This is a genomic window from Ensifer sp. Root31 (assembly GCF_001424825.1).
In the GTDB taxonomy this organism is placed as follows: Bacteria; Pseudomonadota; Alphaproteobacteria; order Rhizobiales; family Rhizobiaceae; genus Ensifer; species Ensifer canadensis.
Window position 1 is genome coordinate 78,686 of sequence record NZ_LMCO01000034.1, and the last position, 14,751, is coordinate 93,436.

The following is a 14,751-nucleotide window of genomic DNA, read 5'->3' on the forward strand; positions in this document are numbered from 1 at the left end:
CCTTTGCTGGTGTACCATGGTGGTTTCTGAACGGAGGGTTGCGACATGCTGCGATGGCTTGTACTTGCCGCCGCGACCACGTCCCTGGCCGGTGTTGCGCAAGCGGATGAAGGTGCATTCCTGAAGTCGCTGCAGGGCAGTTGGACGGGCGGAGGGACGGTCAGAATCCGCACCTATATGTCGCCCGTCAATGTTTCCTGCAACTTCGATTCCCAATCCCAAGGGTTGGCACTCTCAATGGAAGGCGTCTGTCGCGGATTGATCCTGATTTCAAAATCGATTGATGCCCAACTGAAGTTCAGTGGCACGAAATACAGCGGATCCTACCTGGGTCCGCGCGGCGGACGGGCGGGCCTGAGCGGCAGCCGTCGCGGCGACGCCATCAATCTCACCATTCGCTGGGCAAAGGAAGTCAACGGCGACCGCAGCGCCAACCTGACGCTACAGAAGATCGGCGCCAACGGCATGCGGCTGACCACCGTCGACGTCGACCCCGCATCCGGCGACAAGGTCGTCACCAGCGAGATCAACCTGCGCCGCAAGTGACGCCTTTTCAGCGCGCGCCTATCGTTTTCCGGCCTGAAAATTGCGCTGGTATGTAGCGCTCAACAGTGATTCCGCCGCGGTGGACGCCGCCATCGGATCGCGCGCTTCAATGGCGTCGACGATCGCTTCGTGCATCTTCAACGAGTGCTGCAATCCGCCAAACGTCCTGAGTGTCCGGGGAATGCTGATCGTCAGTGCGGTGCGGATCACCGACGAGACAGGCAAGAGAAAGCGATTGCGCGCCGCCTGGATGATTTCCAGATGGAATTCGATGTCGGCTTCGATGGCGGCGGAAACCGTCGCGTGGTCTTCGGTCATCCGGGAATAGGCCGCGCGGATGCGCACGAGTTCGTCCGCCGATCCTCGGCGGGCAGCAAGGCCCGCTGCCATCGGCTCTATCGCCAGGCGGATTTCAAACAGTTCTTCAGCCAGTTGCTGCTGATCCTCCGCCCCCTCATGCCAGGAGAGCACCACCGGATCGAGCGTGTTCCAATGCTCCGGTGCGCGGACACGGGTGCCCAGGCGCGGCTTGGCCTCGATGAACCCCTTGGTCGAGAGGATCTTCAGCGCTTCGCGCAAAGTCGTCCGGCTAACGCGCAGATTGCCCAGCATCTCGGATTCCTTGGGCAGGATGTCGCCGGGTTTAAGTTCGCCAAGCGCGATGCGCCGGCCGATCTCCGCCGCGATCTGCGCGGGCAGCCCGCGGTCACCGATCGTAAATGTCGTCATCAGCCGTCCGTTTCCGAAATCCCGGCGCGCATTCTGGCGCGATTCGACCCCTTGCTACCATAGCCGTTGCCACGCCCCAACACGGCCAAGCCAGGTTGAGCCTGGGCGAAGGCGGTTACACTTCGCCGAGACGACCAAGCTCGCCCGCAAAACGCCGAACCATTGCCAATCCTGTCTCGGTCGGGCGCAACGCAGGCGCGCGATCGAAGACGGGCAGGCCGGCACGTTCGCCGAAGAGACGCTTGCCGTAGCACATCAGGTTCTCGATCCCCTGCATGGTGAACACCACCGCCGGCAAGATATCGCGATAGGCGGCTTCCGCCTCCTCGTCCCAGCCGTCACGATAGAATTCATAGGCCCTCACCGCATGGTCGATGCAATCGGGCGCAAGGATGAAGCCGCGGCATCCGGCACGCAGGTTATCGATGAGTTCAAGACCGGCGCGACCGTTGAAAACGGGCAGGCGGCCCTCTGTGACCTCGATCAGTGTGGCGATATCGACCACCGGCCCCTCGCCCTTGATGAGGGTAATGTTTGGATGCTGGCGGACCAGCTCGGCGATGTCGGTCGCCGTCAGCCCTCTGCCCATGAAGGCTGGCGCATTCTGGATTGCGACGGGCACGTCGATCGCATCGGCGACGCGACCAAAGAAACGGATATATTCCTGGGCCGAGAACTGGCCGACGATCGGCGGCTGCAGGATCAACCAGTCAGCACCGGCGCCAACGGCATGGCGCGCCTGGCGCACCTGCTCTTCGACCGACGGGCCGAAGATGGTCAGCGCCACGGGCACGCGGCCGGCCGTGTCCTCGACCAGCCATTCCATCACGGCCATGCGTTCGGCCTCGCTCAACTTCGAGGCTTCGGTCGCAAGGCCAAGCGCTGCGATGCCGTGCACGCCGGCAACGAGACAGACTTCCGTCTGCCGACGCATCGCCTCGCGATCGAGCTTTTCGTCGTCATCAAACAGCGCGTAGAGGATGGCGTGGATGCCATGCAGGTCGGCAGGATCGAACCGAGACATCGTCGCTCCTCCTCAATGGCTCTCGCGCGGCACGGCGTGCCCGCGACAACCGACAAGGAAATCAAGATCGGCGCCGCGATCGGCCTGCATCACGCGCTCGACATAAAGGCCCTGGTAGCCACCGGGCATGGCGATTTCCGGTGGTGTCCATTCCTCCCGCCGGCGCGCTAGCTCCGCCTCGTCGACATCGAGGAGCAGCCGGCGCCCGGCCACGTCGAGTTCAATCCAGTCGCCGTCCTTGACCAGCGCCAAGGCACCACCGACCGCAGCCTCCGGCGCGACGTGCAGAACGACAGTACCGAAGGCGGTGCCCGACATGCGAGCGTCGGAGATGCGCACCATGTCGCGCACGCCCTTCTTCAGCAGCTTTTGCGGCAGCGCCATGTTGCCCACCTCGGCCATCCCGGGATAGCCCTTGGGGCCGCAATTCTTCAGAACCATGATCGATGTCTCGTCGATAGCGAGGTCGGGATCGTCGATACGCTGCTTGTAGTGATCGATCGTTTCGAAGACGACCGCGCGGCCGCGATGCTGCATCAGGGCCGGGGTCGCGGCGGAGGGCTTTAGGATCGCCCCCTGCGGCGCCAGATTGCCCTTCAAGACGGCAATCCCGCCCTGCTGCGTCAACGCCACGTCGCGCGGCAGGATGACATCGGGATTGTAATTCTCCGCATCCGCAATGTTTGCGCCGACGCTTTGGCCGGTAACCGTCGGGTTGTCGAGATCGAGCAGATCGGCGATTTCCTTCATGACGGCGGGAAGACCGCCGGCGTAACAGAAATCCTCCATCAGGAACGTGCCTGAAGGCATGAGGTTGAGGATCGTCGGGACATCCCGGCCAAATCGGTCCCAATCTTCGAGCGTCAGTTCGGTTCCCACCCGTCCGGCAATCGCTAGCAGATGAACGACGGCATTGGTCGAGCCGCCGATAGCGCCGTTGACACGGATGGCATTGGCGAAAGCGGCACGCGTCAGGATATGCGACGGGCGCAAGTCCTCGGCCACCATCGCGACGATCCGCCTGCCGGAAAGCCGCGCCAGGCGCGCGCGGTGTGCATCGACGGCAGGATAGGCGGCGTTGCCGGGCAGAGCCAAGCCCAATGCTTCTGCCATCGACGCCATGGTCGAAGCCGTGCCCATTGTCATGCAATGGCCAGGCGAACGCGACATGGCGCTTTCCGCCGCCATGAATTCGGCCGGCGTCATGACACCGGCGCGCACATCCTCGGAGAATTTCCAGACATCGGTGCCCGAGCCGATGGTCCTGCCCTTGAGCCGCCCGTTCAGCATAGGTCCGCCTGAGACGACGATCGCCGGCAGATCGCAGGATGCCGCTCCCATGACGAGGGATGGCGTGGTCTTGTCGCAGCCGGCCATCAGCACGACACCGTCGATCGGGTTGCCGCGGATTGCCTCCTCCACATCCATGGACGCAAGGTTGCGAAAGAGCATGGCGGTCGGACGCAGGTTGGACTCGCCGCAGGAAAAGACCGGAAACTCCAGCGGCAGGCCGCCCGCCTCCAGCACGCCCGCCTTGATATGTTCGATCAGGCCGCGAAAATGAGCGTTGCACGGCGTGAGTTCGGAAAAGGTATTGCAGATGCCGATCACCGGGCGACCGTCAAAGGCGTCATCCGGCAGGCCGTTGTTCTTCATCCAGCTGCGATGAATGAAGGCATCCTTATCGAGCCCCCCGAACCAATGCTGCGATCTCAGTTTTCTCGACACGTTCAGCTCTCCCTACGTACCCTGCCATGTGTTGGCCGACGGGCATTTTTATTTCTCATATAATCGGAGTTATTCGCGGTCAAGCATCTACCACGCACAATTGCCCGTGCCCACCGGCCTATGCGGGAGTGGGCGGGCACATCGCAGAAGATGAAATGACGTCTCGAGATCGCGGGCGAAACCGGTCACGGGGGGCAAAGCGTGCCGCCCCCTGGCCGCACGAACGGCAGGCGCCGCACCACCGCGGCGATGCACGGCGGACAGCTATCGGGGCATGGCGGCGTGACTTGGCTTAAGGATGATGCAAAACGCTCAGTCCACCGTCGACGGTCAGGCAGGTGGCGTTGATGAAGGTGCACTCGTCCGACACCAGGAAGAGTGCGGCGCGAGCGATTTCATCCGCCGTGGCGATGCGGCCGCCGGGGTGCAGCTTCATCGTTTCCGCCTCGGCGGCGACCGGGTCCGGGAAGCTGTTCCAGTATTCGACCGCCTTCTGGGTCAGCACGTATCCAGGCGCAAGGGCATTCACCCGGATGCCTCTGGAGGCATATTCGATGCCGAGCGACTTGGTCATGCCGAGAAGCGCATGTTTCGCCACGGGATAGGGAAACGTATGCGGTATGATCGTGAAGGCATGTGTCGAGGCGATGTTGAGAATGACCCCACCGCCCGCCTCGATCATACCGGGCAGAACGGCGCGGCTACAGTTCCAGGCGCCCTTGAGATTGACATCAAAGCAGCGCTGCCAGTCGGCATCGGTCGTTGCTAGCGGCTCTGAAAAGACATTGATGCCGGCATTGTTGACCAGCGCATTCGGCCTACCGATCGTCTTTTCGGCCTGGCGGATGGCCTCGGCAATCGCATCGGCATCGGTGATATCTGCCGTCGTCGAGGCAAGCGTGCCGCCTTCCGCCGCAAGCCGGGCCGTCTCCTTTTCGAGCAGCGGCCCGTCGCGATCGATCAGAAAGAGGCTGGCGCCTTCCTTCAGGAACGCTTCGGCCATGGCAAGACCAATGCCCTGGGCTGCCCCTGTAATGACAATGCGTTTTCCAGCGAGCCGCTTGCTCATATTTTCTGCCTCCCTCGACTGATGATCCCGCGCAACCGTCACCACTCGGCGACGCTGCCGTCCTCATGGCGCCAGATCGGATTGCGCCAGCGATGGCCCTCCTTGGCGCGCTCGATGACATAGGCCTCGTCGACCTCGACGCCGAGGCCCGGACCCTGCGGGATCGAGACAAAACCGTCCTCATAGTGGAAGACGTCCTTGTTCGAGACATAGTCGAGAATATCGTTGGCCTCGTTGTAATGAATGCCGAGGCTCTGCTCCTGGATGAAGGCGTTGTAGCTGACGGCATCGATCTGCAGGCAGGCGGCAAGCGCGATCGGCCCGAGCGGGCAATGCGGCGCCAGCGCCACGTCATAGGCCTCGGCCATGGCGGCGATCTTGCGGCATTCGGTGATGCCGCCGGCATGGGAGAGATCGGGCTGGATGATGTCGACATAGCCGTCCGCAAGCACCGACTTGAAGTCCCAGCGCGAATAGAGCCGCTCACCGAGCGCGATCGGCGTAGAGCAATGGTTGGCGATTTCCTTCAGCGCCTCGCGGTTTTCCGAAAGCACCGGCTCCTCGATGAACATCAGCTTGAACTGCTCGAGTTCCTTGGCGAGCACCTTGGCCATCGGCCGGTGCACCCGGCCGTGAAAGTCGACGCCGATGCCGATATTCGGGCCGATCGCATCGCGGATGATGCCGATCGTCTCCACCGCCTTGTCAATCTTCTCGTTGGTGTCGACGATCTGCAGTTCCTCGCAACCGTTAAGCTTGATCGCCTTGAAACCGCGCGCCACCACATCCTTGGCGTTGCGGGCGACATCGCTCGGGCGGTCGCCGCCGATCCAGGAATACACCTTGATCTTGTCGCGGCACTGCCCGCCGAGCAGCGAGTGCACCGGCTGGCCCAGCGCCTTGCCCTTGATGTCCCAAAGCGCCTGGTCGATGCCGGCAAGCGCGCTCATGTGAATGGCGCCACCGCGGTAGAAGCCGCCGCGATACATTACGTTCCAATGATCCTCGATCAGGAACGGGTCCTTGCCGACGAGATAGTCGGCAAGCTCGTGCACCGCAGCCTCGACCGTCAGCGCCCGTCCCTCGACGACAGGCTCCCCCCAGCCGACGATACCTTCGTCGGTCTCCACCTTGAGAAACAGCCAGCGCGGTGGAACGATATAGGTGGTGAGCTTGGTGATCTTCATGAGCTGAGGTCCAGTTCGGTGGGGATGGCTTGTCACGACCGAGCCCAAAGCGAGCTCACCGCGACCGGGATTTCAGAGGGTGGGTTTCGCAGGGCTGTGTTGCTTGACCGCGGTTGCCAGATCGCGCGCGGCAAGATCGAGCATGCGGATCGAGCAGTCGCGGGCCGCTGACTTGTCGCGCATGCGCAGCGCTTCGACCAGTTCGCGATGGACGTCGATCGCTTCGTCGCGCCGCTCGGCGGCTTCGTTCGATGCATGCAGCGAAAACTTGAGCGCCGCCTGGATGATGCCCACAAGCTGCAGGAAGACCTGATTATGGCTGGCCCTTAGCAGGCAGGTGTGGAACGCCACGTCAGCGTCGGTGAAGCCGGCAATATCGCTCTCGCCGTCACGCATCGCCTGCCAGGCTCGCTCGAGATCGGCGATTTCCTGGACCGTCGCACGCTCGGCGGCGAATTCGGCGGCAACCGGCTCGATCGCCCGGCGCGCTTCCAGGATGCAATTCAACAGGTCGAATTCGAAGATGCGTTCGCCGATCCATTCGAGCACCTGGGCATCGAGAATGTTCCACTCGTCCTTGCCGCAAACGACGGTGCCGACCCGCGAACGGCCACGCACCATGCCCTTTGATTCGAGGATCTTCAGCGATTCCCGGATAACGGTCCGGCTGACGCCATAACGCTCGCACAGATCGTTTTCGCGCGGCAGAAAGGAGCCGACAGGAAAGATATCGGCGCAGATGTCGGAAGCGATGGTGCGCGTCACGTTCTTCTGGACGCGCGGCCGGCGCTGCACCTGCATCTCCGCTGCGCCCTGCGGCTCCTGACCTTCCATCTGCATCTCCACCCATGCCTTCGTATCTGCCGACGCTTTTATCCCAGATCACCTTCCCTCGCGACAGGGATCCAAGGAGCGTTTCGACAATTATTATACATCACTACCTCATTCATCATACAAAGGCAATTGACGGATATGATGATTCATCATACACAAATGGCAACTGCAGGAGGCAGTTCACCAGGGAGAGAAATCATGCGCTTCTTCAAGGCCGCCATTTTGGCCGGCACCGTCGCCGTATTCGCCGCAACCTCGGCCTTCGCCGCCGACGTCAAGATCGGCTTCATCGTCAAGCAGCCCGAGGAACCGTGGTTCCAGGACGAATGGAAGTTCGCCGACGTCGCTGCCAAGGAAAAGGGCTTCACGCTGGTCAAGATCGGCGCGGAAGATGGCGAAAAGGTTCAGTCCGCGATCGACAATCTCGGCGCACAAGGCGCGCAGGGTTTCATCATCTGCACGCCTGACGTCAAACTCGGCCCGGGCATCATCGCCAAGGCGGCCGCCAACGATCTCAAAATGATCACGGTCGACGACCGCCTGGTCAACGCCGACGGCAGCCCGATCGAAGACGTGCCGCATATGGGCATCTCGGCCACCAAGATCGGCGAAGCCGTCGGCCAGTCGATCGTCGACGAGATCAAGAAGCGCGGCTGGGACATGAAGGACGTCGGCGCGATCCGCGTATCCTACGACCAGTTGCCGACGGCCGTCGACCGTGTCGAAGGCGCACTGTCAGTGCTGAAGGCAAACGGCTTCCCGGAAGCAAACATCTTCGACGCTCCGCAGGCCAAGACCGATACCGAAGCCGCACTCAACGCCTCAACCGTCGTTCTCAACAAGAATGCCGGCATCAAGAAGTGGGTCGCCGTCGGCCTCAATGACGAAGCGGTTCTCGGCGCCGTGCGCGCCACCGAAACCGTCGGCATTGCACCCGATAGCATGATCGGCGTCGGCATCGGCGGCGCGGACTCGGCCATCAACGAGTTCAAGAAGCCCGCAGCAACCGGCTTCTACGGCACCGTGATCATCTCGCCGAAGCGCCACGGCTATGAGACCGCACTCAACATGTACGAGTGGGTCGCCAACGGCAAGGAGCCGGAAAAGCTGACGCTGACGGCCGGCCAGATCGCGCTGCGCGATAACTATGAAGCTGTTCGCAAGGACCTCGGCATCGAATAATCGTCGTCTTCGATGACTTTGAGCCCGGCGGTTCGACACCGCCGGGCGCCCCATTCCCGGAGCGTCGCAGATGCAAGACTTCCTCGAATTCCGATCCATCTCCAAGGGCTACCCTGGCGTTCAAGCGCTGTCGAACGTCTCTTTCTCGGTGAAAAAGGGCGCGGTTCACGGCCTGATGGGCGAAAACGGCGCCGGCAAGTCGACGCTCATCCGCGTTCTCTCCGGCGACCAGTCCGCCGACACCGGCGAAATCCTGATCGACGGCGAGCCGCAGCACTACCGCTCGGTGCGCGACGCCTTTCATGCAGGCGTCATCGTCATCCACCAGGAATTGCAGCTCGTCCCGGAACTGACGGTCGCCGAAAACCTCTGGCTCGGGCGCTTTCCGAGCAAGGCCGGCGTCATCGATCGCCAGCAGCTGACCGGGGTCGTTTCAAAGAAGCTTGCCGAGATCGGCATCGATGTCGATCCGGCCATCAAGGTCGCCTCGCTTTCGATCGGCGAGCGGCAGATGGTCGAAATCGCCAAGGCGGTGATGCTCGACGCGCGCGTCATCGCGCTTGATGAGCCGACCTCGTCGCTGTCCTCGCGAGAAAGCGAGATCCTCTTTACCCTCATCGATCGCCTGCGCGCCAACGGCACGGTCATTCTCTACGTTTCCCACCGCCTCGATGAGATCTTCCGCCTCTGCGACAGCCTGACGGTGCTGCGCGACGGGAAACTCGCCGCCCATCATCCCGAAATCTCGAAGGTGACGCGCGACCAGATCATTTCGGAAATGGTCGGCCGCGAGATCGCCAATATCTGGGGCTGGCGCGAGCGCAGCCTCGGTGAAGAGCGGCTGCGCGTCGAGAGCATTTCGGGAGCGAAACTTCGCCAACCCTTGAGCTTCTCCGTCAGGCGAGGCGAGATCCTCGGCTTCTTCGGCCTGATCGGCGCCGGCCGCAGCGAAATGGCCCGCCTCGTCTATGGCGCCGATGCCCGCAACGGCGGTTCGGTGTCGGTTGATGGCGTCACGATCCAGGCTGACAGCCCACCCCATTCCATCCGGTCGGGCATCGTGCTCTGCCCGGAAGACCGCAAGTTCGATGGCATCGTCCAGGGACGATCGATCGAAGAGAACATGACGATCTCCTCACGTCGCCATTTCTCGCCCTTCGGCCTTATCAACCCTGCGAAAGAAGGCGCGCTTGCCGACAAGTTCATCGCCAAGCTTCGCGTGCGTACACCGTCGCGCCGCCAGGACATCATCAATCTGTCGGGCGGCAATCAGCAAAAGGTCATCCTCGGCCGCTGGCTGTCCGAAGAGGGCGTCAAGGTGCTTGTTATCGACGAGCCGACACGCGGCATCGATGTCGGTGCAAAGTCGGAAATCTACGAAATTCTCTACGAGCTCGCCGCCGAGGGCATGGCGATCGTGGTGATCTCCAGCGAACTGCCTGAGGTCATGGGCATCGCCGACCGCATCATGGTCATGTGCGAGGGCCGCGTCGCCGCCGACATTCCCAGAGCCGAGTTCGACGAGCGGCGCATTCTCGCCGCCGCCCTGCCGGACGTTCAAAACTTAAACACTCCTTCTCACGCACAGGTACGGTGACGATGACCTCCTTGAAAAAACTCCTTCTTGGCGAACAGGGCCTCGTCGTCATTTTCGCACTCGCCTTCGCCGTCGTGTCGCTGACGGTCCCCAACTTCCTGACCGAGCGAAACATGCTCGGCCTGCTGCAGTCGGTCGTCACCATTGGCATTGTCGCCTGCACCATGATGTTCTGCCTTGCCTCGCGCGACTTCGACCTTTCGGTCGGCTCGACCGTTGCCTTCTCCGGCATGGTCGCGGTCATGGCCTCAAATGCGACCGGATCGATCCTGCTCGGCCTGGTCGCGGCCCTGGTGTGCGGCGGTCTCGTCGGAACGGTCAACGGCGTCGTCATCGCCCGTTTCCGCATCAACGCGCTGATCACGACGCTTGCCACCATGCAGATCGTGCGTGGCCTGGCGCTCATCGCATCGGACGGCCGCGCCGTCGGCATCAACGATCCGAGCTTCTACCAACTGGCCCTTTCGCGCTTCCTTGGCATCCCGACGCCGATCTGGGTCATGGCGCTGTTCTTCGTCGCCTTCGGCTTTTTGCTGAACCGCACCGTCTTCGGCAAGAACACGCTGGCAATCGGCGGCAATCCCGAAGCGTCGCGCCTAGCCGGCGTCGACGTTGCGCGCATGCGCATCTGGATCTTCGCGCTGCAGGGTCTCGTCTGCGCCGTCGCCGGCGTGTTGCTGGCGTCGCGCATCACCTCGGGCCAGCCGAATGCGGCGACCGGCCTCGAACTTTCGGTTATCTCCGCCTGCGTGCTCGGCGGCGTCTCGCTTGCCGGCGGACGGGCGGCGATGACCGGCGTCATCGTCGGCGTGCTGATCATGGGCATTGCGGAAAACGTCATGAACCTGCTCAACATCCAGGCCTTCTACCAGTATGTCGTGCGCGGCTTCATCCTGCTGCTGGCCGTTCTGCTCGACAACCTGCGCTCGTCCGCCGTTGGCCGACGCGTCTAGCAGCCGCATGTCCTCGGACGTCCTGCCGCTTAGCAATGGAGAGCTTTTGATCGAATTGAGCCGCTTCGGCGGCTCGATCCTGTCCGGTTCCTATTGCGGCGTGCCGATCTTCCGATCCACGCCAACCGGCGGGCTTGCCTCGCAGCACCACGGTCAGGAGGCGAGCTTTCCGCTCGTTCCCTTCGGCAACCGGTTGGAGGGGAACAGCTTCACCTTCTCAGGCAATCGCTTCGTCCTAGCTCCCAACGCCATCGACCCCTGTTACCTGCATGGCGACGGTTGGCTGGCGGCATGGCAGGTCGTCTCGCACGGCGAAACCGAAGCATGCCTGCGCTATGTGCACGAGGCAGTTGCCCCCAATCGCTATGCCTATGAAGCCGTTCAGCGTTTCACTGTTGAAGATGACCGCCTGACCGTCACGCTTTCCGTCACCAACAGGTCGGGCTTCGCTCTGCCCATCGGCCTCGGCCACCATCCCTTCTTCCCGAGAACCGCCGGCACACGGCTGATCGCGAAGGCCGAACGGTTCTGGACGGAAAGAGAAGGTCACCTGCCCGACCGGCCCGGGCCGATACCGCACACTCTTGAGTTCGAGCGGGGCAATCTCTTGCCACGCCGATGGCTGAACAACGCCTATGAGGGATGGGACGGCAAGGCCGTGATCGAGTGGCCGGAACACGACCTCTACCTTGAAATCGACGCTCAGCCGGTCTTCGGTCATTTCATGCTCTATTCGCCTGCAGACGCAGACTTCTTTTGCTTCGAACCGATGACGCACCTGCCGAACGGCCATCACCTTGCCGGTCTCGGCGGTCTGACAATCGTCGAACACGGGCAAAGCCTGACCGGTATGCTGACCTTCTCCCCGCGCCCGATCTCATCCCTAAAAGACCTTGAATAGGAACAGGTTGCGGGCAAAGCTGAACCGTAGTTTCAAACGATGAAGCACCGCACGTCATCGTTTCATCTCTCGAACCGATTTCGAGCCTATGCCGCCGCGAGCGACGACGCGTCGAAATCTGCGGCCCATTGCACGGCCGGCCGCGCGGCGCAGCGCTCGATCCAGGCTTTGACGGCGGGCACATTCGGCGTTGCTTCCGGGAACCATGCAAACGGCGAATAGAGCAGCAAGTCGGCAGCCGAGAACTGCTCGCCCATCAGATAGGGGCTTGCCGTGAGCGCCGTCTCGAGTTGACGCGCCATCTCGACGGAACTGCGGAACGTGAACTGCAGATAGGGATGCGAGAGCCCCGCCGCCTCGACGATCAGCACCGGCTCGACCACGCCCGCGTACCAGGCAAGCCAGCTCAGATAACGGCCGCGCTTGGCATCGCCGGGAAGCGGCGCCAGTTTCTTGGCGGGGAAAAGATCGGTCAGGTACTGAATGATGGCGATGCTTTCCCAGATGACGACGCCATCATGCACCAGCAGCGGCACCTTGCCCTCCGGGTGCGGATTTTTCGGGTCCTTGGCCCCGCTGCCGTCGCCGCGGGTGATGCCGACGATTTCGATGTTCACCTTGTCAAGCGCATCCAGTTCGCGAAGCAATGTGATGATGCGCGAGGAGCGGGAGCGCGGGGCGTGATAGAGCGTCAACATGGAAAGTCCTCGGATTGCGGTTTCTGTCTGGGCTCTTTATAAAACAACCCAACTGCCAATTTTCGTCAGTAGGCTCATGGCGCGCAGCGATCGTTTGTTTCGTCTTCTCCAGGCGCTTCGCAGCCTGCCGCCGCCGGTGACGGCCGCCCGGCTGGCCGAGGAAACCGGCGTGTCGCAGCGCTCGCTCTACCGCGATATCGACAGCCTGCGCGCCGCCGGTGCCGTCATCGACGGCGAGCGCGGTTTTGGTTATCGCCTCACCGAAGATATCGCCCTCCCGCCCCAGACGTTCACCCGCCTTGAAATCGAAGCCCTCGTGCTGGGTCTGGCCGAAGTTCGCCACATGGGCGAACCCGAGCTTGTGCGGGCTGCCGAAGCCGTACTTTCGAAGATAACGGCCACCCTGCCCGACCGACTGCAGCAGCAGACGATCCATGCCGTCTCGCAGGTTCACCGTTTCGAGCACAGGCAGGCGCCGGATATCAACGTCGGGCTGCTTCGCGAGGCCTGCTGGCAGGAGCGGGCAATCGTCATCGACTATATCGACGTCGAGCGCCGGCACAGCGAAAGGCGCGTGCTGCCGCTCGGCATCGTCTATCTCGAAAATGTGCTGGTGCTGCTCGGCTGGTGCTGCCTGCGTGAGGACTTCCGCAAGTTTCGTATCGATCGCATCGCCGAGATAAGGCCGACGGACGAAAGTTTCCGGCCGCGGCGCGTGCCAATGCTGCGCGAGTTCATTGCCCGCATGAATGCCGGCGCAACGGACACGGCGCCGGCCCACCTCATGGGATAGGCCGACGCCGCAAACCGTTCCGTTCAATGCTGCTTGAGCGCGGATCAGAAGTCCGGCGCTACGCCGAAGACGAACTCCACCTGCTCGCCCGACATGTTGTAATATTGGTGATCGGTACCGGCCGGAATATAGAACCCGTCGCGCGGATTGAGCTCGAACCAGGCCTGGCCTTCCGCGTCGGGCACGTGAATGTTGAGCGTTCCCGAAACGACGTAGAGGCATTCATCGCCCTTGTGGCGTTCGACGCCGGTGCGCTTGCCGGCCAGCAGCGTCGTCTTTCCGACAGTCAGCTGATCGGTGGCGCAATAAAGGCCGGTAAAGGCGCCTTGCGTCGCCTGGTCCAGGCTCCACAGCAGATCGGCATCGCGCATCGGATGGATGGTGCGCGCGTCGCGGTGGGCTTGCGCCTCCATCGGCCAGCGGCCGAAAAACTCGCTCTGGCTGTAACGCGACTGAGCAAGCTCGAGATAGGGCTTGGTGCGGGCATAGGGACCGGACGTGCCCTTTGCCGGCGGTGGCGCAAAGAACTCCAGCACCCGGACCTGGTCATTGCCGAGGTTGAAGCCGTGATGCCAGGTGTCCTTGCGGAAGAACAGCGCCTCGCCCTTTTGCGCAATGCAGAATTCGCCTGTTTCAGGATTGGCAAGGCCGAGCGTGCCGCTCAGCACATAAAGCACTTCATCGGCACCGAAGATCGTCCTGAAAGCGTCGGTATGCTTGAAGCAGCCACCGGGCTGCATGCCGAAGACGATCTGATGGATGCTGTCGGTAGAAGCATAGATCCAGTCGTCGACGAGGCCGGCATTCTCCTCGCCCCAGAGGTGCCGGGTGACGCCGGCATAGGGGATATGGCTGGCGCGGTCGAATACGGGACGCGGTGAAGGCTTGTAGCCCATCGGTAACTCCTTGGCTGCGAGCGCGTCGATGCGCGCTATTTTCAGTTTGAGGGCGCACGCGTCCGCTCGATCAGGCGGGCGGTGACCTTGCGCTTCATTTCCGGGTCGAGATGCATGACGTTGAAAACCTCCGCCATCCACAGGCCCTCGACGGCAAGGCGGATGATCGTGGCGTCGACCGGATCCAGACCGTCTTCTTCGACCGCCGCCTGGCAACGAATGTTCTGCTGGCGCACGATCTCAAGCAGGTCGGGAAAGTTGGAGAGCGCCGCCGTGATGCTGGCGCCGAGGCGGTCGTATTGCTCGCCGGTACTCGCGGCTTCCCCAAGCGTCGCGCCGACATAGGCTCGTGTGTAGCGGCCGTGCGGATCCTCGTCCTCATGCTCGATGCCGGCAAGACCGGTCTCGAAGCGGTAGACGAACCGTTCGACCATGGCGCGCACAAGGGCGTCCTTGCTGGCGAAATGATAGAGGATGCCGCCCTTGCTCAGGCCCGTCTGCTCCGCGACCTCGTCGAAGGTGAGCGAGGAAACGCCCTTGCCCACGACGATCGCCTCGGCGGCAGTCAATATACGGTCCCGTGCGCTTTCACGTTTTGCCATGTCGGTACAATC

General features: G+C 62.4%; 15 protein-coding genes. 6 read left to right on the forward strand and 9 right to left on the reverse strand.

The window, feature by feature from the left end:
• Positions 1 to 45 precede the first annotated feature (45 nt).
• Positions 46 to 546, forward strand: coding sequence for a hypothetical protein (locus ASD00_RS24965; RefSeq protein WP_057209795.1), 501 nt, complete (start codon positions 46 to 48; stop codon positions 544 to 546).
• 18 nt (positions 547 to 564) lie between these two features.
• On the opposite strand, the gene ASD00_RS24970 is transcribed toward ASD00_RS24965, so the two are convergent.
• From ASD00_RS24970 to ASD00_RS24995, 6 genes are all read right to left on the reverse strand, one after another.
• The gene (locus tag ASD00_RS24970) at positions 565 to 1,275 is read right to left on the reverse strand and encodes a FadR/GntR family transcriptional regulator (protein WP_057209797.1); all 711 of its coding nucleotides are present in this window, start codon (positions 1,273 to 1,275) and stop codon (positions 565 to 567) included.
• 115 nt (positions 1,276 to 1,390) lie between these two features.
• Positions 1,391 to 2,299, reverse strand: coding sequence for a dihydrodipicolinate synthase family protein (locus tag ASD00_RS24975; protein WP_057209799.1), 909 nt, complete (start codon positions 2,297 to 2,299; stop codon positions 1,391 to 1,393).
• A 12-nt stretch (positions 2,300 to 2,311) separates the two neighbouring features.
• Positions 2,312 to 4,027: an IlvD/Edd family dehydratase gene (locus tag ASD00_RS24980; protein ID WP_057209801.1), complete on the reverse strand. Its 1,716-nt coding sequence runs from the start codon at positions 4,025 to 4,027 to the stop codon at positions 2,312 to 2,314.
• A 292-nt stretch (positions 4,028 to 4,319) separates the two neighbouring features.
• On the reverse strand, positions 4,320 to 5,096 hold the full coding sequence (locus ASD00_RS24985) for an SDR family oxidoreductase (protein ID WP_025429236.1): 777 nt from the start codon (positions 5,094 to 5,096) through the stop codon (positions 4,320 to 4,322).
• A gap of 38 nt (positions 5,097 to 5,134) precedes the next feature.
• The gene (dgoD, locus tag ASD00_RS24990) at positions 5,135 to 6,283 is read right to left on the reverse strand and encodes a galactonate dehydratase (RefSeq protein WP_025429237.1); all 1,149 of its coding nucleotides are present in this window, start codon (positions 6,281 to 6,283) and stop codon (positions 5,135 to 5,137) included.
• Positions 6,284 to 6,355: 72 nt separating this feature from the next.
• Positions 6,356 to 7,117 (reverse strand): FadR/GntR family transcriptional regulator, encoded by a 762-nt coding sequence (locus ASD00_RS24995; protein WP_057209803.1) that lies wholly within the window; start codon positions 7,115 to 7,117, stop codon positions 6,356 to 6,358.
• 198 nt (positions 7,118 to 7,315) lie between these two features.
• Here ASD00_RS24995 and ASD00_RS25000 point away from each other — a divergent pair, with 198 nt between their 5' ends.
• From ASD00_RS25000 to ASD00_RS25015, 4 genes are all read left to right on the forward strand, one after another.
• Positions 7,316 to 8,299, forward strand: a complete 984-nt coding sequence (locus tag ASD00_RS25000) for an arabinose ABC transporter substrate-binding protein (RefSeq protein WP_025429239.1) — start codon at positions 7,316 to 7,318, stop codon at positions 8,297 to 8,299.
• 70 nt (positions 8,300 to 8,369) lie between these two features.
• The gene (gene araG / locus ASD00_RS25005; RefSeq protein WP_057209804.1) at positions 8,370 to 9,896 is read left to right on the forward strand and encodes an L-arabinose ABC transporter ATP-binding protein AraG; all 1,527 of its coding nucleotides are present in this window, start codon (positions 8,370 to 8,372) and stop codon (positions 9,894 to 9,896) included.
• A 2-nt stretch (positions 9,897 to 9,898) separates the two neighbouring features.
• Entirely contained in the window at positions 9,899 to 10,849 is a 951-nt protein-coding gene (gene araH / locus ASD00_RS25010; protein WP_025429241.1) for an L-arabinose ABC transporter permease AraH, read from the forward strand.
• Positions 10,850 to 10,856: 7 nt separating this feature from the next.
• Positions 10,857 to 11,750 carry an aldose 1-epimerase gene (locus ASD00_RS25015; protein WP_063963347.1) on the forward strand — a complete coding sequence of 298 codons (894 nt, stop codon included), beginning with the start codon at positions 10,857 to 10,859 and terminating at the stop codon, positions 11,748 to 11,750.
• Positions 11,751 to 11,836: 86 nt separating this feature from the next.
• On the opposite strand, the gene ASD00_RS25020 is transcribed toward ASD00_RS25015, so the two are convergent.
• A complete protein-coding gene (locus ASD00_RS25020) occupies positions 11,837 to 12,448 on the reverse strand; it encodes a glutathione S-transferase family protein (protein ID WP_057209809.1) in 612 nt (203 codons plus the stop codon).
• Positions 12,449 to 12,524: 76 nt separating this feature from the next.
• On the opposite strand from ASD00_RS25020, the gene ASD00_RS25025 reads away from it, so the two are divergent.
• A complete protein-coding gene (locus ASD00_RS25025) occupies positions 12,525 to 13,241 on the forward strand; it encodes a YafY family protein (RefSeq protein WP_057209811.1) in 717 nt (238 codons plus the stop codon).
• Positions 13,242 to 13,285: 44 nt separating this feature from the next.
• Here ASD00_RS25025 and ASD00_RS25030 read toward each other — a convergent pair whose 3' ends face one another.
• A complete protein-coding gene (locus ASD00_RS25030; RefSeq protein ID WP_057209813.1) occupies positions 13,286 to 14,137 on the reverse strand; it encodes a cupin domain-containing protein in 852 nt (283 codons plus the stop codon).
• A 41-nt stretch (positions 14,138 to 14,178) separates the two neighbouring features.
• Entirely contained in the window at positions 14,179 to 14,739 is a 561-nt protein-coding gene (locus ASD00_RS25035) for a TetR/AcrR family transcriptional regulator (RefSeq protein WP_063963348.1), read from the reverse strand.
• Positions 14,740 to 14,751 lie beyond the last annotated feature (12 nt).

Excerpts from the sequence above, each read along its gene's own strand:
- ASD00_RS24965 (WP_057209795.1), top strand. The coding sequence starts at position 46 with ATGCTGCGATGGCTTGTACTTGCCGCCGCGACCACGTCCCTGGCCGGT.
- ASD00_RS25030 (WP_057209813.1), bottom strand. The coding sequence starts at position 14,137 with ATGGGCTACAAGCCTTCACCGCGTCCCGTATTCGACCGCGCCAGCCAT.
- ASD00_RS24970 (WP_057209797.1), bottom strand. The coding sequence starts at position 1,275 with ATGACGACATTTACGATCGGTGACCGCGGGCTGCCCGCGCAGATCGCG.
- araG (WP_057209804.1), top strand. The coding sequence starts at position 8,370 with ATGCAAGACTTCCTCGAATTCCGATCCATCTCCAAGGGCTACCCTGGC.
- ASD00_RS25015 (WP_063963347.1), top strand. The coding sequence starts at position 10,857 with ATGTCCTCGGACGTCCTGCCGCTTAGCAATGGAGAGCTTTTGATCGAA.
- ASD00_RS25035 (WP_063963348.1), bottom strand. The coding sequence starts at position 14,739 with ATGGCAAAACGTGAAAGCGCACGGGACCGTATATTGACTGCCGCCGAG.
- ASD00_RS25025 (WP_057209811.1), top strand. The coding sequence starts at position 12,525 with ATGGCGCGCAGCGATCGTTTGTTTCGTCTTCTCCAGGCGCTTCGCAGC.
- ASD00_RS24975 (WP_057209799.1), bottom strand. The coding sequence starts at position 2,299 with ATGTCTCGGTTCGATCCTGCCGACCTGCATGGCATCCACGCCATCCTC.
- dgoD (WP_025429237.1), bottom strand. The coding sequence starts at position 6,283 with ATGAAGATCACCAAGCTCACCACCTATATCGTTCCACCGCGCTGGCTG.
- ASD00_RS25000 (WP_025429239.1), top strand. The coding sequence starts at position 7,316 with ATGCGCTTCTTCAAGGCCGCCATTTTGGCCGGCACCGTCGCCGTATTC.
- araH (WP_025429241.1), top strand. The coding sequence starts at position 9,899 with ATGACCTCCTTGAAAAAACTCCTTCTTGGCGAACAGGGCCTCGTCGTC.
- ASD00_RS24985 (WP_025429236.1), bottom strand. The coding sequence starts at position 5,096 with ATGAGCAAGCGGCTCGCTGGAAAACGCATTGTCATTACAGGGGCAGCC.
- ASD00_RS24995 (WP_057209803.1), bottom strand. The coding sequence starts at position 7,117 with ATGGAAGGTCAGGAGCCGCAGGGCGCAGCGGAGATGCAGGTGCAGCGC.
- ASD00_RS25020 (WP_057209809.1), bottom strand. The coding sequence starts at position 12,448 with ATGTTGACGCTCTATCACGCCCCGCGCTCCCGCTCCTCGCGCATCATC.